The organism is Aurantimonas sp. HBX-1 (genome assembly GCF_021391535.1).
Classification (GTDB): Bacteria; Pseudomonadota; Alphaproteobacteria; order Rhizobiales; family Rhizobiaceae; genus Aurantimonas.
This window is the reverse complement of sequence record NZ_CP090066.1, coordinates 1,374,542-1,395,055: the sequence shown is the minus strand read 5'-3', so window position 1 is coordinate 1,395,055 and position 20,514 is coordinate 1,374,542. Positions and strand designations below refer to the sequence as shown.

Below are 20,514 nucleotides of genomic sequence, written 5' to 3'. Positions count from 1 at the left end.
CGGCACGATGGGGCCGGACCGGGTTGCGACGAATGCCGTCACTGCGAGACGTTTCGCGGCCGGGTGCGTTCCCTCCGCGGCGCGAGAGCCGACGCATGTCAGCCCGGGCGATACGGCCGGAGTCCCGCCGTTGATGCGCCTTGCTCAGGGCAGCGGCTGGTCATCCTCCAGCATCCGTTCCGCCGAGCCGTCGAGGTCGTCGAACTGGCCGCTGTTGAGGCTCCACAGAAACGCCGCGAGCCCGAGCGCCCCGAGCCCCAGCGCCACCGGGATCAGCACGATCAGAAGATTCATGCCGCCCGCTCCTGCAAGGGCTGCGCGGCCACCGCGGACGCCGCAGCGCCCGCCGACGCGTCCGCGGGTTGCCGCGTCGCCGGCGCGCCGACGAATTGCCGCTCCCGCCGACCGGCGGTCAGCCGGAGGCTGTTGCCGATGACGATGATCGACGAGGTGGACATGGCGATGGCCGCCACCAGCGGCGTGACATAACCCGCCACCGCCAACGGCACCGCGAAGCAGTTGTAGAGGATCGCCAGGCCGAAGTTCTGCCGCACCAGATCCTTCGCCCGCAGCGCGATGCGATGCGCGAAGGGCACCGCCAGGAGACTGTCGCGGGTAAATACGAAGTCCGCCGCCTGCCGCCCGGCGTCGCAGGCCGAGGCCGGCGCCATGGAGACGTCGCCGGCGGCAAGACTCGGCGCGTCATTGAGCCCGTCGCCCACCATGAGCACGCGGTGGCCCTCCTGCTGCAACGCGCGGATGCGGTCGATCTTCATCGCCGGCGTCTGGACGGAGGCGAAGCGTTCGATCCCCAGCCCCTGCGCCAGCCGCCCGACCGGGCCGGCGGCGTCGCCGGACAGCAGTTCGACCCCGAGCCCGGCGTCGGCCAGCGCCGCGATGGCCGCCTTCGTGTCGGCGCGCAGCGTCTCGGCGAGCACGAACCCGGCACATGCGCCGCCTTCGACGGCGAAGGCCGGCCCGTCGCCGGGCAGCGCCACACCGGGCGCGGCGATCGCCGCGGCCCAGTCGGCCCGGCCGAGCCGCATCAGGCGGCCATCGTCGCTGCGTGCCTCGATGCCGCATCCCGCGACTTCGCGAATGTCGGCGAGCGGCAGGGCAGGCCCCGCCCCGAGAAACGCCCGCACGGCGCGCGAGGCCGGGTGGGAGGAGTGGCCGGCCAGCGCCCGCGCCCAGGCGGTCGATGCGCCCTCGCCGATGTCCGAGCGGACGACGAGCGGCGTGCCGGTGGTCAGCGTGCCGGTCTTGTCGAGGACCACGCGGTCGATCTCGGCGAGCCGTTCCAGCGCCGAGCCGTCCTTCATCAGGATGCCCGCCTCGAACAGCCGCGACGCCCCGAGCACGTGGACGACCGGTACCGCCAGGCCCAGCGCGCAGGGACAGGTGATGATCAGAACGGCGATGGCGATAACGAGGGCCTGGTACCAGTCGCCGCCGGTGGCCAGGAGCCAGCCGAAAAAGCTGGCGCCCGCCAGGACATGCACGGCCGGCGCATAGATGCGCGCCATGCGGTCGGCGATGCGGACGTAATGGCCGCGCCCGACCTCCGCCGCCTCCATCATCCGCACGATCTCGGCGAGGAAGGAGTCCCTGGCGGCCTTGAGCGCCCGCATGTCGAGCGGGCCGGTGAGATTGAGCGTCCCTGCCTCGATCCGATCGCCGACGATCGCCGGCGACGGCTCGCTCTCGCCGGTGACGAGCGAGCGGTCGAGCGCGCTCGTTCCGCGCAGGATCTCGGCGTCGACCGGCACGCGTTCGCCGGCCGCCACGCGCAGGATCATCCCGGGCCGGACCTCGTCCAGCGGCACGTAGCGCAGTGTGTCGCCCTCGACGGCGGTCGCGCCCTTGGCCGCCAGCCGGGTCAGCGAGGTGACGGCGCTGCGGGCGCGCTCGCGCATGCGCTGGTCGAGGAAGCGGCCGATGAGCAGGAAGAACAGCAGCGTCACGGCGGCGTCGAAATAGGCCTCCTCGCCGCCGGTGAGGCTCTGGGCGAGGCTCATGCCGAGGGCGAGCAGGACGCCGAGCGAGATCGGCACGTCCATGTTCATCCGCCCGGCGCGCAAGGCGGCGAAGGCCGAGCGGAAGAACACCTGGCCGGAATAGGCGATGGTCGGTACGGCGATCAGCGCCGAGACGAGATGGAACAGGTCGCGCGTCGCCGCATCCGCCCCGGACCAGACCGACACCGAGAGGAGCATGATGTTGGCGGCGGCAAAGCCCGCGACCGCCAGGGCCTTCAGAAGCCGCGCCGATTCCCGCTGCTGCTCCAGGACGTCGAGATCGCCGAGGTCGATCGACGTGGCGCGAAACCCGACCCGCTCCAGCGTGTCCGGCACGATAAGCGCCGGGCGGTCCGGCGAGTCGAGCGTCACCGTCACCCGCCGCATCGTCAGGTTCACCCGCGCCGCGACGACGCCTTCCAGCCCCGACAGTGCCCCCTCGATGGTGGAGATGCACCGGCCGCAGGAAACGTCCGGAACCGAGAACACGTACTGCACCGTCCCGTCGTCCTGGACACGACCGGCATGCGCCAGTTCCTCCGCCTGGAGGAGCCGCGCAGGATCGTTGGTTTCGCCGGCGAGGCCGGCCGCCAGCCCACCGCCGCAGCAGCTCATCGATGCGCCTCCACATGCAAGCGGACACGCTTCTCCCAGCGTTCCTTGCCGGCGGTCTCGACGATCACGTCGGCTTCCCAGAGCCCCGGCGCGAGGTCGGTGTCGCCGCCGAAGCCGCCTTCCCGCAGCGGCAGCAATGTCAGGGTCCGATCCTGCTGCGCCGAGGCGGGCCGTCCGATGGCGGCGGTGACGCTGTCGGCGCCGACGGCCCGGCCCTCGCGATCGGCGAGCGCAACTGCGAAGCGCCCGTCCGCGTAGCGCGTGTCGATCGACCACCCGCGCGCCGCCTGACGCTCCCGGGTCGCCGTCACCGTGTTGAAGCGCTGGCTCTCGACATAGGAGTTGCCGACCACGAGACCGCTCCAGGTGGAGGTCGCCAGGAACGCCATGGTGAAGTTGACGGCGATGATCGTGCCGAAGAACAGCACCATGACCGCCGCCATGTGCCGGCCGGTGAACTGGGTCGTGCCGAACAGACGTCCGATCATGTCAACGCTCCGGGCTCTCGAAGATGGCTGTGTAGCTGTCGGTCTCGGCGGACGACGGGTCGGCCACGACGAAGTCGAAGTCGCTCGCGCCAGGCCGCACCGCATCCGGCGCCTGCGCGACGAAGACCCGCAGGGTGCGCAGCCGGTCGGGCTCGACCGGCACGGCGAACTCGGTCCCCGCCGGCGCGGCAAGGTCCGGGATCTGCATCGTCGCGCCGGGCAGCCCCTCGAGGCGCAGGCTGATGGTCCGGGGCTCGGCGATCATGTTGAGCAGCTTGACCGTGTAGCCGTTGCGGATCGAGCCGTCGCTGAGCGTCACCGCGACCGGGTTGCGGTCGTGCTGGACGGTCACCTGCAGCCGCTCGCGGGAGAGCAGCGCGACGATCAGGGCGATGCCGATGGCCGCCCAGAGCGCCGTGTAGACCAGCGTCCGGGTCCGCAGCAGCACCCGCCAGTCGAAATGCTTGAGGCCGGCGCGGAAGCGGCCGTCCGGCTCGCGCACCCGCGCCGGATCGATCGCGCCGGTGAGCGGATCGGTGGCGATCGCCATGTTGGCGTCGTAGTCGCGCAGCGTCGCGTAGGAGATAAGCCCGCGCTCGCGGCCGAGCTTGTCCATGACGCCGTCGCAGGCGTCGATGCAAAGGGCGCAGGTGATGCAGGCGAGCTGCTGGCCTTCGCGGATGTCGATGCCGGTGGGGCAGACCGCGACGCAGGCGTTGCAGTCGACGCAGTCGCCGGCCGGGATGCCGGCGGCGGCGGCCTTCTTGGCGCCGTGCGTCCGCGGCTCGCCGCGCCAGTCGTTGTAGGTGACGACGAGCGAATCCTCGTCGAGCATCGCCGCCTGGATGCGCGGCCAGGGGCACATGTAGATGCAGACCTGTTCGCGCATCAGCGCGCCGAGCACGTAGGTGGTGGCGGTGAGGATGCCGACGGTCGCATAGGCGACGAACGGCGCCGATCCGCTGAGGAAGTCCCGCAGCAGCGTCGGGGCGTCGGCGAAATAGAAGATCCAGGCGCCGCCGGTCGCCACCGCGATGACCAGCCAGGTGGCGTGCTTGAGGACGCGCTTGCGGACCTTGTCGAAGCTCCACGGCGCCTTGTCGAGGCGGATGCGGGCGTTGCGGTCGCCCTCGAAGAACCGCTCGACGACGAGGAAGAGATCGGTCCAAACCGTCTGCGGGCAGGCATAGCCGCACCAGGCCCGGCCGGCGACCGAGGTGACCAGGAACAGCCCGACGCCGGCCATCACCAGGAGGCCGGCCACGAAGAAGAACTCCTGCGGCCAGATCTCGATGAAGAAGAAGTAGAAGCGGCGGTTGGCGATGTCGATCAGCACCGCCTGGTCCGGAGCGTATTGGCCGCGGTCCCAGCGCAGCCACGGCGTCACGTAGTAGACGCCGAGGGTCAGCGCCATGATGATCCATTTCAGCCGGCGGAACCGCCCATCGGCGCGCTTCGGGTGGATCTTCTGGCGCGGCGCGTAGAGCGGTCGGCTCTGCTGTCGGGCGGCGGTGTTGACGGCTTCGACGTCGATCTTGCCGATGTCAGGCTGGTGCAGCATGGGATTGTCGAGATCCTCGTATCCGGGCAGCGACGCCGCCGGTACCGTCCCGCATAAAGAGGTGGCCGCAAGGCCACCTTGATCTGCGTCAAGCTATGGTGCGGGCGCGCCGGCAACCTTGCGGGGCCGGGCACGTGGCCCGGCTCCGCAGCCCAGCTGGCCCTATTGCGCGGCCGGCTGTTCGCCGCCGCCGAGGCTGTGGACGTAGACGGCGAGTTCCTTCACCGTCCCCTCGCCCAGCCGGTCTTCCCATCCCGGCATGACGCCATGCCGCGGCAGGGTCACCTGTCTGGCGATCTCCTCATGACTGCCCCCGTAGAGCCAGATCGCGTCGTTGAGCCGCGGTGCACCCATCTCGCGCATGCCCTCGCCTGATTCGCCGTGACAGGCGGCGCAGTTCTCGGCAAACAGCGGCGCACCACGCTCGGCCCCCGCAGCGTCCGCCTCCTGTCCGGAGAGCTGGCGGACATACCAGGCGACGTCCGAGATCTGGGCGCGGTCGAGAATGCCGTCGCGGCCGAAGGCCGGCATTTCAGAGTAGCGGGTCGCCTCGTCGGCGCCGTAGCGGATGCCGTGCTGGATCGACAGGTGGATCTCCTCGATCGTGCCGCCCCAGATCCACGCGTCGTCGTTGAGGTTGGGATAGCCCGGCCCGCCCTGAGCGCCGGAGCCGTGGCACTGGACGCAGTTCACCTTGAAGGCGGCGCGCCCGGCCGCAACGGCATACTGGCGCAGTTCCGGGCTGGCCGCGATCTTCGAGACATCGGTGGTCTGGATGGCGGTCTCGCGGTCGACATTCAGCATGTCCACCGCCGATATCTCCGTCCTGAGGTCGGCCCGGCTCGACCAGCCGAGTAGCCCGGTCGTCGCCGAATTGACCAGCGGCCAGGCCGGATAGAGCACGGTGTAGACCGCCGCGAAGGCGATTGTGGCGTAGAACGTCCACAGCCACCAGCGCGGCATGGGATTGTCCAGCTCGCGGATCCCGTCCCACACGTGGCCGGTCGTCTCGACGCCGGTCGCGGCGTCGACTTCCTTCTCGTCGGCCATCTCAGTCCTCCTTGAACGGGATATTCGCGGCGTCGTCGGCGCTCTTGCGCCCGCCGGGCCGCAGCACCCAGAAGACGACGCCGACGAAGAACAGGGTCATGGCCAGCAGCGCCCAGCTGTCGGCAAAACTCCGCATGGTTTGGTAGTCCATTCCCTCGCTCCTAGCGGTCGTTCTGTTCGGGCTCGTAGACCGAGAAGTCGACGAGCGTTCCGAGCATCTGCAGGTAGGCGACCAGGGCATCCATCTCGCTCAGATGCCGGGCATTGCCGTCGAAATTGCTGACCACCGCCTTGGGATAGCGCTCGAGCAGGCCCGACGTGTCGGCGTCCGGATTGGCCTGGGCTTCGAGGTCGGCGCGGGCGCTCTCGATCATCGCGTCGGTGTAGGGAACGCCGACGCCGCGATTGGCCGCGAGGTGGCCGGCCGGATCGGCCATGTCGAGGTCGCGGGAGAGGAAGGCGTAGGTCGGCATGATCGATTCCGGCACCACCGAGCGCGGGTCGATCAGATGCTGGACGTGCCACTCGTCCGAGTAGCGGCCGCCGACGCGGGCGAGGTCCGGACCGGTGCGCTTGGAGCCCCACTGGAACGGATGGTCGTACATCGACTCCGCGGCGAGGCTGTAGTGGCCGTAGCGTTCGACCTCGTCGCGGAACGGCCGGATCATCTGGCTGTGGCAGACGTAGCAGCCTTCGCGGATGTAGATGTTCCGGCCGGCGAGCTCGAGCGGCGAATAGGGCCGCATCCCCTCCACCTTCTCGATCGTGTTCTCGAGATAGAACAGCGGCGCGATCTCGACGATGCCGCCCACCGACACGACCAGCAGCGATCCGACGAGCAGCAGCGTGGCGTTGCGTTCGATCGTGCCGTGGTGCTTGAGCAGGGACTTCTTCTCTGTGGATGCCATGACTGCTGGTCCTTACTCTGCGGGCGCTGCGACTGGCGCGCGGCGGCCCATCGGGGCCTCCTCGCGGACGTCGCCCCGGATGGTGCGGAAGATGTTGAAGGCCATGATCAGCGCGCCGGCGAGGTAGAGCAGCCCGCCGAAGGTCCGCAGCATGTAGTAGGGATGCATCGCGGCGATCGTCTCGGCGAAGGAGTAGACGAGGTATCCCTCGGCGTCGTACTCGCGCCACATCAGGCCCTGCATGATGCCGGCCACCCACATCACCGCGGCGTAGACGACGATGCCGAGCGTCGCGAGCCAGAAGTGCCAGTTGACCAGGCGCAGGCTGTAGAGCCGCTGGCGGTTCCAGAGCTTCGGCACGAGGTAGTAGATCGCCCCGAAGGTGATCAGGCCGTTCCAGCCGAGCGCGCCCGAGTGCACGTGGCCGATGGTCCAGTCGGTGTAGTGGCTGAGCGAGTTGACCGCCTTGATCGACATCATCGGCCCCTCGAAGGTCGACATGCCGTAGAAGGCGACGGAGATCACCATCATCCGCAGGATCGGGTCGGTGCGCAGCTTGTCCCAGGCGCCCTGCAGCGTCATCAGGCCGTTGATCATGCCGCCCCAGGACGGCATCCACAGCATCACCGAGAACACCATTCCGAGGGTCTGCGCCCAGTCCGGCAGCGCGGTGTAGTGCAGGTGGTGCGGGCCGGCCCAGATGTAGAGGAAGATCAGCGACCAGAAGTGGATGATCGACAGCCGGTAGGAATAGACCGGGCGCTCGGCCTGCTTCGGAATGAAGTAGTACATCATCCCGAGGAAGCCGGCGGTGAGGAAGAAGCCGACGGCATTGTGGCCGTACCACCACTGCGTCAGCGCGTCCTGGACGCCGGAGAAGGCCGAGTAGCTCTTGGCCCCCAGCAGCGACACCGGCAGCGACAGGTTGTTGACCACGTGCAGCATCGCGATGGTCACGATGAAGGACAGATAGAACCAGTTGGCGACGTAGATGTGCGGTTCCTTGCGGCGGATCAGCGTGCCCATGAAGACCGCGAGATACGCGACCCAGACGACCGTCAGCCACAGGTCGACATACCACTCGGGCTCGGCATATTCGCGGCTCTGGGTGATGCCGAGCAGGTAGCCGGTGGCCGCCAGCACGATGAACAGCTGGTAGCCCCAGAACACGAACCAGGCGAGATTGCCGCCCCACAGCCGCGCCCGCGTGGTGCGCTGGACGACGTAGAAGGACGTGGCGATCAGGGCGTTGCCGCCGAAGGCGAAGATCACCGCCGAGGTGTGCAGCGGGCGCATCCGGCCGAAGTTGAACCAGGGCTCGATGTTGAAGGCCGGCCAGGCGAGCTGCGAGGCGACGACGACGCCGACGAGGAAGCCGACGACACCCCAGGTCATCGTCGCGATCACCCCGTAGCGGACGACCTCGTCCATGTAGCCGGTGTCCGGCGAGCGTGGCGCGGCCTGCCCGGCGGGCAGGAACTCGATCCGTCGCAGCAGCAGCACCGTTGCCGCTGCCAGGACGAAGAACAGCACCCAGGCATGGGCGGCGAATTCCGAATCCCGGGCGAAGGCCGCGCCCAGCATCGCCACGAAGGCAGCAACGCCGACGAGGATCGCCTCGACTTGATTCCGCATGATCGGTGTCCTCTCCAGGATCGTTCGCCGCGACAGTGTCGGTGCCGGCGCGGCGCGGTGTTTCGTCGATCCTGTGACAGCCGCGACACCGGTTCGCCTTGATCCGGATCAAGGCACGGCTCCCGGCGCGCAGCGCCCCCTCCGCTCCTCCGCCGAGCCTGTGGCCTCGGTGGCGGCGGGCCCGCGCGAGCGTTTCGCCGCGACGGTCGCTGCCGATCGCTCGAATTGGGCGACGTTCCCTCAAGGAAAAGTAACGACTCCACCTGCATAGTCTTGGCGTGTCTCACTCCGACGGCGGACCGATGCTGCGTTTACGATCCCCTCTCCGGCGGTTACTTCGGTCGGCCTTCGTGCGCGACCGTTCCGGCGTCGCGGCGGTCGAGTTCGCCTTCGTCGGCCTGCCGCTCTTCGCGCTGATCTTCGCCATCATCGAATCGGCCGGCATCTCGGCCGTCAGCGTGCTGCTGAACACGGCGGTGGACGGCGTCGCGCGGCAGGTACTGACCGGCCAGATCCAGAAGGCCGACATCAGCGAGGAAGACTTTCGCAAGCGCCTCTGCGAGCAGGTCGATTTCGTCCTCGCCTGCGAGAAGCTGAAGATCGACCTGCGCACCTTCGAGACCTACAAGGCGATCCCGCTCAACGCCCCGATGCAGCTGAAGCAGATCGACGACAGCAAGTTCTGCTTCGACCCCGGCGGCGCAAGTTCGATCACCGTGCTGCGCGTGTTCTACGAATGGCCGTGGTCGGCGGCGTTCCTCAGCAATCTGGCGGAGGACACCGACGGCAACGCCGTGATCTTCGGAATGTCCGCCTTCATGAACGAGCCGTTCGGCGACCTCGCCAGCAGCAAGGTCACGTGTTGAGGAAGACGACGATGCGCATGCCGGTCCGCCCACGCTTCCGCCTGCCGCGCCGGCTGCAGGCCTTTGCCGGCGGGTGCGAGGGCGCCAGCGCCGTGGAGTTCGCGCTGATCGCGCCGTTCGCGCTGCTGCTCTATTTCGGCTGGTTCGAGGGGACCCAGGCTTTCCAGATGGTCCAGAAGGTCGATTCGACCGCGGAGACGATCGGCAACCTCGTCGCCCGGACCAAGACCATGAACGACGTCGCGATCAACAACATCTTCGACATTTCCGCCGCGATGATGACGCCGTTTCCGTCCGACAAGCTGAAGATGATGATCACCGCCGTCGCGGTCGACGCGGACGGCAAGGGCACGATCGACTGGTCGAAGGCGAACGCAGGCACCGCCCTCACCCCGGACCAGCCCTATCCGGTGTCCCAGGAACTCGTCTTCGGCGCCAAGACCTACCTGATAGTCGCCGACGTAACCTACGACTACGACCCGCTTTTCAACTTCGGCGGCTGGTTCGACGATCTCAAGGTCGAGAAGAGCTACACGTTCCGGCCGCGCCTCAGCAAAGAGATCATCTGGGAAGACTAGCCCGGACGGATTTACCGCCCCTTGAGGCCCGGCGTGCAAGGATGACCGCATGTCCCTGAAACAATCCGCGATGCACCCCATGACCAAGCTCACCGCCCTGCGTGCCGCATGGCACGATCGGCGCGGCAATGTCGCCGTCATCTTCGGCCTGACCCTGCCGGTGCTGGCCTGCTGCATGGCGGCGGCGGTCGACCTCAATTCCGTGTACGGGTCCGAGCGCAACCTGCAGCAGGCCGCCGACACGGCTGCCCTGGCGGCCGCCAAGGAATACGGCCAGTCGCAGGACGCCGCGTATCTGTCGCGGATCGCCAACGCCTATTTCTTCCACAATGCCGGCGAGGACACGCGCGCCTACACGCAGTTCCAGTATGACGGCGTGACGGTGGTGGACGGCGAAACCGTCCTGAAGGTGACCGCGACGCGCCAGCAGCCGACCTGGTTCGGCGATCTCCTGGCGCTGGTTACCAATGAGCGGGTCGACTGGCGGCAGTTCCCGCTCTCGGCCACCAGCGAGATCGTCGTGCAGAACCGCTCGATCGAGATGGCGCTGGTGCTCGACAATTCCGGTTCGATGGCCTGGTCGGTCGGCGGCGCCCGCAAGATTGACACGCTGAAGGACGCGGCCAAGGATCTCGCTGCCTCGCTGATGAAGATCAACGAGACCGCGCCCGGCAAGCCGCCGGTGATGATAGGCGTGGTGCCGTTTTCCGGATCGGTGAATGTCGGCAAGGACAACATCGACGCCCCGTGGATGGACCGTTACGGGGATTCGCCGATCCATCACGAGAATCTCGACTGGGGAAACTGGAAGGAAGGCAACACCAACTTGGCCGAACAGGTCGGCAACCGCTGGCGACGCAAGTCCGACGGCACCTGGCTGACCCGGCAGTGGCTGTGGGAAAACGCCAGCGTGATGGGCAGCACGAAGATGGAATGGCAGAAGCGCTGCGGAAAGTACTCCTGCGAGTGGGTGCAAGTGGAGGTGGTCACCCCCTCGTCGAAGCGCTTCCCGGCCGGCTGGGAGGGCTGCATCGAGGCCCGCCCGCTGGGACTCGCCGCCACCGACGCGGCACCCGTTCCGGGGACGAACACCAACGTTTCCACTCACGGCGAGACGCTGTTCGTGCCGCTCTTTGCCCCCGACGAGCCGGAGGAACCCTCCGACGAGAACAGCTACCTCACCGATTCCGAGAACATCGACCCGACCAAGTCGACGACCCGCTATTTCGAATCGCAGAGCGACATCCACAAGTACTTTTCGACGAAGCCGAACCGCAAGACGGAGCAGACCAACCTCGCCTGCGATACCGCGCCGATCACGCCGCTCAGCGCCCAGCAAAGCGTCGTCGACGCCGCGCTCGACGAGATGCAGCCGCACAACCTGACCAACATCCCGCAGGGTTTGATCTGGGGCTGGCACGTCGTGTCGCCCGGCGAGCCCTTCACCCAGGGCCGGGCCAAGGACGCCAAGGACAATCTCAAGGTCATCGTGGTGATGACCGACGGCGAGAACACCTATTCGTCCAGCAGCAACTCCAACCGCTCCGAGTACGGCGCCTTCGGCTACGGCCAGGTCCGGAACGGCAACGGAACGAAGGTCGGCCGCATCTTCGATGCCACCACCACGACGACAAAGGCCGCCAACGAAACCCGCTATGTCCAGGCGATGAACGAGACCCTGGCGAAGATCTGCGTCAACGCCAAGAACGACGGCCGCCATCCGGACGGCACCGACGGCATCCTGATCTTCACCATCGCGTTCGACGTGAAGGACGGCAGCTCGGTCAAGAAGCTTCTGGAGGACTGCGCCTCCTACGGCATCGCCGACCCGACGGCGAAGCTCTATTACGACGCCCAGAGCAAGGAGCAGCTGGCAGCGGCCTTCGGCTCGATCACCGAGGAGATCTCTAGCCTGCGCATCGCCCGCTGATCGTCCGGCGGCGCGGCGTCTCGTTGTCGCCGCCGCGGCCGGAGCGCCTGGACGTGTGGAGCCGTCGCCGTCGCGCTCCTGCCGTGCTGCGGCGGCCGGCAGGCGGGGAATGACCGGGACACAAGTGACAGCTGCTTCGGCGGCAACGCGCCGCCTCTCGCCTACCGCCGGTTCTCGCGCCACCAGATGTAGAGACCGCTGGCCACCAGCAGCGCCGCGCCGGCAATCAGGTTCGGCCGCAGCGGATCGCGCAGAATGACCAGGCTGAAGATGCTGGCGAACAGCACCTGCGCGTACAGGAACGGCGACAGCGTCGAGGCCGACGCATAGGAAAACCCCCGCACGAGGCAGAAGTGGCCGATGGCGCCGAGCAGCCCGACCAGCGCCATCAGCCCGAATTCCGCCAGTGTCGGCGACTGCCACACCAGCGGCAGCGAAAGCGTCAGGATGACTGCGCCGACTGCCGTCGTGTTGAACAGCGTCGAGGCGCTGTCGTCGGCGCCCGAAAGCGTCCGGGTCAGCAGGAAGTAGACCGACAGGATCGCCGCCGCGCCGAGCGGCAGCAGCAGGTAGGGATCGGTATCGGAGAAGCCCGGCTGGACGATCAGCAGCACGCCGGCAAATCCGACCAGCACCGCCGCGATGCGGTGGATCCCGATGCGCTCGCCGAGGAAGACCGCAGACAGGACGGTGACCAGCACCGGCGCGAAGAACTGCACCGATGTCGCGTCGGCGAGCGGTATCCGCGAGAACGCCGTGTACATCAGCAGCGTCGCGACCAGCAGCGTGCCGCCCCGCAGCAGTTGCAGGCCCGGCCGCCGGGTCCGCAGGAAGCGCATGCCGGTCGTCGGCACCAGCCAGGCGACCATCGCCAGCGTGTGGAAGAAATAGCGCGCCCAGACGACTTCCATCACCGGCAGCCGGCCAGTGAGGAACTTGCCGACCGTATCCATCGAAGCCAGGGACAGCCCGGAAAGAATTGTGAGGCAGATGCCGGCAAGGATGCCGCTCGGCTTGTGCACGGGGATCACCGCGATCGGGAAAAGGGCAGGCAGTCCCGCTTTGCCCTCTCGCCCGCCGAAAAGCGAGGCCCGAGGAACCCTCCGGCAACAAAATATTCGGGCGCCTTACTGATTTCCGCTCCTTGTGAACTACAACCTAAAAGTGTATTTTGTTATTGCCTCGCCGTGAGGCTGCACATGACTGAGGAGACATGCGATGTCCGGTACAGCGGAAGGGATGAACGCCTCGCAGGAAGCCTCCGGCCGCGAGGAGAACGAAGTGCGCATGGCCGCGCTGGAGCGTTTCCATTCGGGGCTCGAGAAGCTGCATCTGGCCGAGGCCGAACTCGCCAGCATTCGCGCCGACATGGCCCGCAACGGCATCAACGTCGCGATCAGCGACTCGCTGCACTGGTAAGGGGCCGGTCGGGCGGCGATGCGGGCCGAATGGCTTTCCTCGCCGGAACCCGCCGCCGCGCCATCGGCTGCGGGTCGGCGCGGGACGTGCCACGCGCTGGGACCGGCCGCGCGCGACACTGCCGAAGCGCTGGCTGAACGGACGGGGCGACGCTTCGTCGCCGACGGCACAGGCTTGGAGCCGCGGCTGGGCCCCGCCGACATCCTGGTCTGCCTGGCGGAAGATCTCTCGGACCGCCATCTCGACGCGATCGAGGTGACGGTCGGGCCATCGGTCCCTGGAATCATCGTCGGGCGCGATCGTGCCGAACTCCGCGACAGGGCGGCAGCGAGCTGTGCGGCGTTGAACGCACGACCGTCGGCACCGCCGCTGCGGGTCGAGATCGTCCCGCATCTGCCGATCGGCCTGGTCCGGGGCGACCATTACGCCGTCGCCGGCCGGAATGCCGACCCGCCGGCGCTGCGCCGCATGCTGGGCCAGGGCGACAGCCTCGTCTCGGTCACCGGCCATGGCGACGGCATCGACGGCGATCTCGGGCCCCTGGTGCTGTGCCCTCTCGACCGCGACTTCCTGACCGGGCGGACCGCCCGGCCGCCGACCTGCCGGGTGAGCGGCCACTGCCATCGCTGCGATACCGAGCTTCAGTCGCAGACCCTAGAGGCACGGCAGTTGCACCCGAACGCGATCCGGGCGCGGGCGATGATCTGGAACACCTGCGTCGGCTGGCCGTCGCGCGACAGCTTCGTCGAGCGAACCTTCGGGGCGGGACTGCGGCTCGCGGCCTCGGCGCGGATCGGGGCCCTGATCACCACCTCCCGGATCAGCCTCGCCTCGTCCGTGACGGTCGATGCGTTGGCGAGTGCGCTGATGCGCGGCGTCCCCCTCGGCGAGGCCGTCGCCAGGCACAACGCCTCGCCGGCAGCCCGGCGTGCGGGCCACCGCCTGCTGCTGTTCGGCGACCCGTTGCTGCGCATCGCCCCGACCATTGCCGGGGAGACGCCGGAGCTTGCGCCGTCCCCGTCGCGGCCGGCACTCCAGCCGGCACCTCGCGGTGCCGCCCATGCCCCGGCGGCCAGTCCCGCCGATGCCAGGCTCGCCGCGACGATGGCCCGGCTGCAGTCGGGCGCAAACGCCCACCGGCAGGCCGACTTCGCGGACATCTGCCGCGCGCTGGCCCGCGAGGGGCTGGAAGGGCTGTGGGCCCGTCAGGGTCTCGGCAGCGGCACGGAGGATGCGCCCTGCCCGCATTGCCGCGCGCCGGCCCACCGCCATGCCCTGCTCCTAGCCGCGGGCGCGACCCGTCACCTGCTGATCTGCCGGCGCTGCGAGGTCGCCGCCGACACGCCCGAACGGCCGGAGATCGCCGTGCGCCTGCAAGCCGGCGGGATCGGCCGGATCACCGCGTTCCGGCCTGCGGCCGGCACGGCCTGGCTCGGCACGGTCGTGTTGCGGCGCTGTGCTCCCTATGCCACCGAGACCCAGCCCTGGCCTCCGGCTGCGAACGGCGGTCCCGCCGGAGCGGTCGATCTCCGCCGGGACAGCACCGAGGCACCGACGACGCTCGCCGCGGTCTTCCTCGTCGGCGGCAGCCTGCACGTCTTCTCCCGGCCCTATGCCGCCGGTGCCCTGACGAGCGGGCGCCCAACCCCGGCGGCGCCGGCATGACCCGCCCCGACGCCCTGCCCGTGAACCCGGCCCCCTCCTATGGCCTGTCCGCCCTGAAACTCGCGCTCTGGGCATGCGGAACGGGCGCGCTGCTCGTTGCGGCAGCGACCCTGTCGGGACCCGCGACCCTCGCGGTGGTCGCCGGGCTGGCGGTGTTCTACGCCCACGGGCTCGAACTGCAGCACGAGGCGATGCACGCCATCCTGCTGCCCGGCGAACCGGCCAACCGTGTCGCCGGCTTCCTGCTCGGCGCCCCGATGCTGGCGGGCTTCACCGACACGCGCGTCCGGCACCTGCATCATCACCGCCATGTCGGAACGCCGGCGGACGTGTTCGACCGGAGCTGCCGGGACTTCCGCTCGTGGCGCGCCGTCCTGCTGCACGTCTTCGAACCGGACCGCCTCGGGCATTTTGCCACAACGACGCTCGCCCTGGTCCAGGGTCGCCGCGTCGGCCCGCACGGCCGCCGCACGCTGGCGCTGGCGCGCACAGAGCAGTTGCTGCTCGCCGGGCTCGCTCTTGCCGTCGTCGGAGCCGGCGCGCTCGCGGCGCCGCGCCTGCTGGTCGTCGGCTGGCTGGTCCCCGCCTTCGTGGTGGCGCCGCCGCTGCATTTCCTGATGACCGCCGCCGAGCATCTCGGACGCGACCCGCGGTCGCGGAATCTCGAGGCCAACACCAGGAGCTATCGCGCCCCGGCCTGGTGGAGCTATCTCGTCAACTACGACAACTACCACGTCGAGCATCATCTCTTCCCGACCCTGCCGTTCCACCGCCTGCCCCGCCTCCACGCGGAGCGGACGTCCGGGAGCCCCCGCCGGTCGGGGATGCGCCGCGCCGCCGCCGACGTGGCGGCGGCGATCGGCGCCTGCCGCAGGGGCGGCTGAGCCATGTGCGCCATCGCCGGCTGCGTGTCTGTCGCCGGGCCGCCGCCGAGCTGCGCCGGCCTGCTGCGACGGATGCGCCATCGCGGCCCCGATTCCTCGGGCGAACTCGTCCGCGGGCCAGTCGCCATCGGCGCCGCCCGCCTCGCCATCGTGGCGCCGGGCGACGGGACCCAGCCGATGCAGGACCCGGCCACGGGCATTGCCGTCGCCTTCAACGGCGAGATCTACAACGCGCCGGAGCTGCGCCGCGCGCTGGCTGCCGCCGGCCACCCCTGCCAGGGTCCAAGCGACACCGAAGTCGTGCTGCGCGCCTTTGCGGCGTGGGGAGATGCGGCGGCGGCGCGGCTTGGCGGCATGTTCGCCATCGCCGTGCGCTATCGCGACCGGCTGCTGCTGCTGCGCGACCGAACCGGCATCAAGCCCCTCGCCTTCCGGGTCGACGAGGCCGGCGGACGCTTCCTCTTCGCCTCGGAGGCGCGGGCTCTCGCCGCCGAAAACCCCGCGCCGCGCCTCGACCTGCAGACGCTAGTCGACTTCGCCGTGCTCGGCGTGCCGGTCGACGGAGCGACCTTCTTCGAGGCCATCACCGAGCTGCGTCCCGGTCACATGATGGCCGTCAGCTGGTCGGGGCGGATCGAGATCGGGCCGCAGCGTGCCTTCGTTCCGCCAGATGCGCGTCCGGCGGCCGACCCGATCCCGCAGGCCGACGCCGACGCGCGGTTCGCCGCCACCCTCGGCGCCGCCGTCGACCGCCATCTCGCCGCCGCCGTCGAGATCGTCGCCTGCCTGTCCGGCGGCCTCGATTCCGCCGTCCTGGCGACGCTTGCCGCCGAGCGCCTGACCGCGCCGCTGCGCACCTTCACGGTGGCGGAAAGCGAGGACCATCCGGACGCCGTGGCGGCGGCCGGCCTCGCCCGGCGTATTGGCGCCCGGCACGAACGCCTGTTCGTATCGTTCGAGGATTTTCTCGACGCCATCCCGGCGACGCTCGCCCTGGTGGAGATGCCGGACCTTGCCGCCGGTCCGCTGTTCACCCTGCTCTGCCGGCGGATCGGGACGCACGCCCGCTGCTGCCTCGATGGCGAGGGTGCCGACGAGCTGATGGGCGGCTACCGGCGGCACCGGGACCCGGCACGCTCGGTCGCCGAGATCGACGCGGGCCTCGCGCGGGTCCGCCGCGCCGGACTTGCCCCGCGCGACGGCGTGCTGGCCCGGGTCGAACGGCTGCGCGCCGAGGCGGCCCGAGGCGACGCGCTGCCGGCGCTGCTCGATCACGACATGACGGATCCGCTGGAACGCGGCCACCTGCAGCCGGTGGACCGGCTGTCCATGGCGGCGTCCGTCGAAATGCGCGTGCCGTATCTCGACGACCAACTGGTGGCCCTGGTCCGCTCGCTGCCGGTGCACGACGTGGTCGGGCCGCGCGGCGGCAACGGCAAGGCGCTGCTCCGGCGCCTTGCCCGCGAGCGGTACGGCGATCGGCTCGCCGGCATCGCCCGGCGGCCGAAACTGATGATGCCGGAGGCCGCGCGCGGCCATCTCGCCCGTTTCCGGTCGCTCTGCCGCACAGCGCTGGCGAGCACGCCGGTCCGTGACGACCTCGGCGCGCTATTGCCGGACCCGGTCGACCGGGTGCTGTGGGAGATTTTCCGCATCGTCGCCATCGAGGCCGAAGCGGCGGTCACCGTGCCGGACGTCCTCGCGGCGCTCGCCGGCCGGCGGGTGGCCGGGATTGCCGCCGCATGAGCGCGCCGATCCGGCTTGGCTTCTGCGGCGCCGGCTGGGTGGTGCGCCATTGCTACGCGCCGGCATTGGCCGAGCGCCCGGGCGAGTTCGCCGTCACCGCCATCTGCGAGCCGGACCCGGCGCGCTGGCCATCGCTGAGGGCACTTTTCCCCCAGGCTGACATCGTCGCAAGCCGCGCCGCCCTTCTGTCGGGGCCGGTCGACGCGGTGGTCGTCGCATCGCCGAATGCCTGCCATCTCGACGACGCGGTGGCGGCCCTCGAAGCCGGCATCGCCTGCCTGGTCGAGAAGCCGGTGCTGCGCGGCGCCGCCGACCTGGCGCGGCTGCGCCGGGCCGCGGGGCGCGGCGGCGCGACGCTCGCTGCCTCCGCCGCCTGCCGGTACCGCGCCGACACGCTGGCCTTTCTGGAAGCCTGCCGCCGGATCGGCCCGCTCCGCCGCCTCGATCTCCTCTGGCACCGCCATCGCAGCGTGCCCGCCACCGCATGGCACCTTGCCGCAGCCCGCCGCTGGACCGGCGTCCTCGCCGATCTCGGGCCTCACCTCCTCGACATCGGAGGAGCGGCGCTTGCCTGGCGAAGCGACGGACTGGCCGTGCGGCGACGCGCCGTCTCGGCGCCGGAACGGGCTGCGGCAGCCGGCTGGTACGGCGGCGTCGTCGACCGCCCGATGGAGGTCTGCGACCAGTTCGCCGCCGAACTGGTTCTGGCCGGCTGCGACGTCAGCCTCTCGGTGCGCTGGCGCGACGACCGGCCCGGCGATCTCGTCCGGCTCGAGGCGGTCGGCGAAAGGGGCAGCTGCCGCCTCGAAGGCCTGTTCGGCTTTTCCGGCGAACGCCGGGTGGCGCATCAGCGCCTGTGGACGACCATCGGCCCGGCCGAGATGGTCGAGGATTTCGCCGCCGGACCCTCGGCGCAGATCGCCGGCTTCGCCGCCATGCTCGGCGACTTCGCCGATCGCGTCGCGACCGGCGGGTCGGAGCCGCCGGAACTCGCCTTCCTTGCCCGTCTCGGCGACGCCCTGGCGGCCGAACCGTGAGCGCCGTGTTCGCCGTCGATCTCGGCGCGACGTTCCTGCGAACCGGCCTTGTCGGACGCGACGATCGCCTGACGCGGCGGACGCGGTTGCCGACCCCGGCCACCGCCGCCGAATGCGCGGCGGTGGTCCGGACGGCTTGGCAGGCCGCCGGCTCCCCGCTTCCCGTGGGAGTCGCCGCCGCACCGCTCTGTGACACGGCAGGTCGCGTGATCCGCTGGCCGAACCGGCCGGGCTACGAGGGAACGACCATTCTGCCGGACGAATGGTCGGGCCTGGTCCGGGTGATCGACGACGGCCACGCCGCGGCGCTCGCCGCTGACCCGGTCGCTGCCGCCGCCGGCTCGGTGACCGTCTGCCTGCAGATCGGGACCGGCATCGGCGCCGGCGCGGTCGTCGACGGCCGGCTGCTGGTTGGACGCTCGGCATCGGCGATGGCGCTCGGCCATATCAGGGTGCGGGCGGCGGCCGGCCTTGCCTGCAGCTGCGGCGCCACGGGCTGCCTGCAGGCCGCCGCCTCCGGCCGCGCCTTCCGGCGTCTGCTCGGCCGGGACGACGACCCCGGCTTCGACATCTTCACCGTGCCGCGCGCCGCGGCCGACCCGGTCCTCGACCGCGCCGCCGACGCGGTCGCCGAAGCGCTCAACCTGATCGTCGGCCTCCTCGACCCGCATCAGCTGGCGATCGGCGGGAGCCTCGGCCTTTCGCCGTTCTTCGATCGGGTCACGACGCGCTTCGCTAGGCCCGGCCAGGTCGTACCGGTCCGGCACCCGGCCGGGCCCGACGCGCCCTTGCTGGGAGCCGCCCGCTACGCCTCTGCGGGTACAACTTGACGCCTGAGTCCGTTAACATAATACTACCTGTGGTTTTATCGGATGGATGGCCATGCCGCGCGATTTCGCTTCCCGCATCCCGCCCTGGCCCCGTTCCGACACGGCCGACGAGGCCGCGCTGCTCGACGTCCTGCGGTCGCGCCGCTGGTGGCGCGGCAACGGCACGCAGGGCGACGATTTCGAGGCGGCGTTCGCCGACGCGCTGGACGTGGCGCATGTCCGGCTGGTCTCACACGGCACCGCGGCGCTCGAGCTGGCGCTGTCGGCCCTCGGCGTCGGGCCCGGCGACGAGGTGATCGTCCCTGCCTGCACCTTCGTCGCCACCGCCTCGGCCGTGCTGCGGCTGGGAGCCTGGCCGATCCCCGTCGACGTCGAGCCGGAGACGCTGAACATCGACGTGGCCCTGATCGAGCCGGCGATCGGCCCGCGCACCCGCTGCATCGTGCCGGTCCACATGGCCGGCCAGGCGGCGGCGATGCCGGCGATCTTGCACATCGCCCGCCGGCACGGCCTGGCGGTGGTCGAGGACGCGGCGCATGCGCACGGTGCCCGCGCCTTCGGCCGCCCGCTCGGCTCGATCGGCGAAGCGTCGATCTTCAGCTTCCAGTCGGGCAAGCTGATGACCTGCGGCGAGGGCGGCGCGGTCGCCACCAACCGCGCCGACGTCGCCGCGCAGAGCTTCGCCCTCCATTCCTGCGGCCGGCCGAAGGGCGACACCGAATACCGCCACCTGATGCCGACGACCAACATGCGGCTCACCGAGTTCCAGGCGGCCCTGCTCTTCGGGCAGCTGCGCCGGCTGCCCGAAGAGATGGCGCTCCGCGACCGCAATGCGCCGGTCTTCGAGGCAGGGCTGCGCGATGCCGGGCTCGAGCCGCTGGCGACGAAGCCGCATGTCGAGCGCCACGGCCGCTACATGACCATGGCCTGGTTCGACCCGGCTGCCTTCGGGGGCGCCGATGCCGCAGCGCTGTCGGCGTCGCTGCGGCGGATGGGCATCCCGGCCTTCCGCTGCTTCCCGCCGGTGCACCGCACCGAGATGTTCGCAGGAGACGCGCTGGCGCTGCTCTCCGGGCGGAGCGGCCGGGCCCCCGACTATGCGCGGATGGAGACGCCGGTGGCCGAGCGCGCGGCGCGGGAGGCGATCTGGTTCGCGCACCCGCTGCTGCTGGGCGACGAGGCGCTGGTAGCCGATGTCGCAGCAGCCGTCGCCTCGCTTCGCACCCCTTCGCGCCCGACAAGACAGGCTACTCAGCCCGAGTCGGAACCGGCCTGACGCGCTGC

19 protein-coding genes are annotated in these 20,514 nt (G+C 70.0%); 10 read left to right on the top strand and 9 right to left on the bottom strand.

What is annotated here, in order from left to right; genetic code table 11:
• Window positions 1-144: 144 nt before the first annotated feature.
• From ccoS to ccoN, 8 genes are all read right to left on the bottom strand, one after another.
• Complete coding sequence (ccoS, locus tag LXB15_RS06590) at window positions 145-294, bottom strand: cbb3-type cytochrome oxidase assembly protein CcoS (RefSeq protein WP_233951823.1); 150 nt, start codon at window positions 292-294, stop codon at window positions 145-147.
• Window positions 291-2,633: a heavy metal translocating P-type ATPase gene (locus LXB15_RS06585; protein ID WP_233951821.1), complete on the bottom strand. Its 2,343-nt coding sequence runs from the start codon at window positions 2,631-2,633 to the stop codon at window positions 291-293. The genes ccoS and LXB15_RS06585 overlap by 4 nt, the downstream gene beginning before the upstream one ends.
• Window positions 2,630-3,121, bottom strand: coding sequence for a FixH family protein (locus LXB15_RS06580; RefSeq protein WP_233951820.1), 492 nt, complete (start codon window positions 3,119-3,121; stop codon window positions 2,630-2,632). Before LXB15_RS06580 ends, LXB15_RS06585 begins: the two co-directional genes overlap by 4 nt.
• A gap of 1 nt (window position 3,122) precedes the next feature.
• Window positions 3,123-4,682, bottom strand: coding sequence for a cytochrome c oxidase accessory protein CcoG (ccoG, locus tag LXB15_RS06575; RefSeq protein WP_233951818.1), 1,560 nt, complete (start codon window positions 4,680-4,682; stop codon window positions 3,123-3,125).
• Window positions 4,683-4,844: 162 nt separating this feature from the next.
• Window positions 4,845-5,732: a cytochrome-c oxidase, cbb3-type subunit III gene (ccoP, locus tag LXB15_RS06570; RefSeq protein WP_233951816.1), complete on the bottom strand. Its 888-nt coding sequence runs from the start codon at window positions 5,730-5,732 to the stop codon at window positions 4,845-4,847.
• Window position 5,733: 1 nt separating this feature from the next.
• A complete protein-coding gene (locus LXB15_RS06565) occupies window positions 5,734-5,883 on the bottom strand; it encodes a cbb3-type cytochrome c oxidase subunit 3 (RefSeq protein WP_233951814.1) in 150 nt (49 codons plus the stop codon).
• 10 nt (window positions 5,884-5,893) lie between these two features.
• A complete protein-coding gene (gene ccoO, locus LXB15_RS06560; RefSeq protein WP_233951812.1) occupies window positions 5,894-6,640 on the bottom strand; it encodes a cytochrome-c oxidase, cbb3-type subunit II in 747 nt (248 codons plus the stop codon).
• Between the two features lie 12 nt (window positions 6,641-6,652).
• Window positions 6,653-8,275, bottom strand: a complete 1,623-nt coding sequence (gene ccoN, locus LXB15_RS06555; protein WP_233951810.1) for a cytochrome-c oxidase, cbb3-type subunit I — start codon at window positions 8,273-8,275, stop codon at window positions 6,653-6,655.
• A 350-nt stretch (window positions 8,276-8,625) separates the two neighbouring features.
• On the opposite strand from ccoN, the gene LXB15_RS06550 reads away from it, so the two are divergent.
• The 3 genes from LXB15_RS06550 to LXB15_RS06540 all read left to right on the top strand — a co-directional run bounded on the left by LXB15_RS06550 (window position 8,626) and on the right by LXB15_RS06540 (window position 11,649).
• Entirely contained in the window at window positions 8,626-9,141 is a 516-nt protein-coding gene (locus tag LXB15_RS06550; RefSeq protein ID WP_233951808.1) for a TadE/TadG family type IV pilus assembly protein, read from the top strand.
• 11 nt (window positions 9,142-9,152) lie between these two features.
• Entirely contained in the window at window positions 9,153-9,719 is a 567-nt protein-coding gene (locus LXB15_RS06545; protein ID WP_233951806.1) for a TadE/TadG family type IV pilus assembly protein, read from the top strand.
• A 79-nt stretch (window positions 9,720-9,798) separates the two neighbouring features.
• Window positions 9,799-11,649, top strand: coding sequence for a vWA domain-containing protein (locus LXB15_RS06540; RefSeq protein WP_233951804.1), 1,851 nt, complete (start codon window positions 9,799-9,801; stop codon window positions 11,647-11,649).
• 161 nt (window positions 11,650-11,810) lie between these two features.
• On the opposite strand, the gene LXB15_RS06535 is transcribed toward LXB15_RS06540, so the two are convergent.
• Entirely contained in the window at window positions 11,811-12,671 is an 861-nt protein-coding gene (locus tag LXB15_RS06535; RefSeq protein WP_233951802.1) for a DMT family transporter, read from the bottom strand.
• 196 nt (window positions 12,672-12,867) lie between these two features.
• Here LXB15_RS06535 and LXB15_RS06530 point away from each other — a divergent pair, with 196 nt between their 5' ends.
• From LXB15_RS06530 to LXB15_RS06500, 7 genes are all read left to right on the top strand, one after another.
• Entirely contained in the window at window positions 12,868-13,068 is a 201-nt protein-coding gene (locus LXB15_RS06530; RefSeq protein ID WP_233951801.1) for a hypothetical protein, read from the top strand.
• A 174-nt stretch (window positions 13,069-13,242) separates the two neighbouring features.
• Entirely contained in the window at window positions 13,243-14,733 is a 1,491-nt protein-coding gene (locus LXB15_RS06525) for a hypothetical protein (protein ID WP_233951799.1), read from the top strand.
• Window positions 14,730-15,617, top strand: coding sequence for a fatty acid desaturase (locus LXB15_RS06520; RefSeq protein WP_233951797.1), 888 nt, complete (start codon window positions 14,730-14,732; stop codon window positions 15,615-15,617). The genes LXB15_RS06525 and LXB15_RS06520 overlap by 4 nt, the downstream gene beginning before the upstream one ends.
• Window positions 15,618-15,620: 3 nt before the next feature.
• A complete protein-coding gene (gene asnB / locus LXB15_RS06515; RefSeq protein ID WP_233951796.1) occupies window positions 15,621-17,363 on the top strand; it encodes an asparagine synthase (glutamine-hydrolyzing) in 1,743 nt (580 codons plus the stop codon).
• Window positions 17,360-18,400, top strand: coding sequence for a Gfo/Idh/MocA family protein (locus LXB15_RS06510; protein ID WP_233951794.1), 1,041 nt, complete (start codon window positions 17,360-17,362; stop codon window positions 18,398-18,400). The genes asnB and LXB15_RS06510 overlap by 4 nt, the downstream gene beginning before the upstream one ends.
• Window positions 18,397-19,230, top strand: coding sequence for an ROK family protein (locus LXB15_RS06505; RefSeq protein ID WP_233951792.1), 834 nt, complete (start codon window positions 18,397-18,399; stop codon window positions 19,228-19,230). The genes LXB15_RS06510 and LXB15_RS06505 overlap by 4 nt, the downstream gene beginning before the upstream one ends.
• A 52-nt stretch (window positions 19,231-19,282) precedes the next feature.
• Window positions 19,283-20,506, top strand: a complete 1,224-nt coding sequence (locus LXB15_RS06500) for a DegT/DnrJ/EryC1/StrS aminotransferase family protein (RefSeq protein ID WP_233951790.1) — start codon at window positions 19,283-19,285, stop codon at window positions 20,504-20,506.
• Window positions 20,507-20,514: the final 8 nt, after the last annotated feature.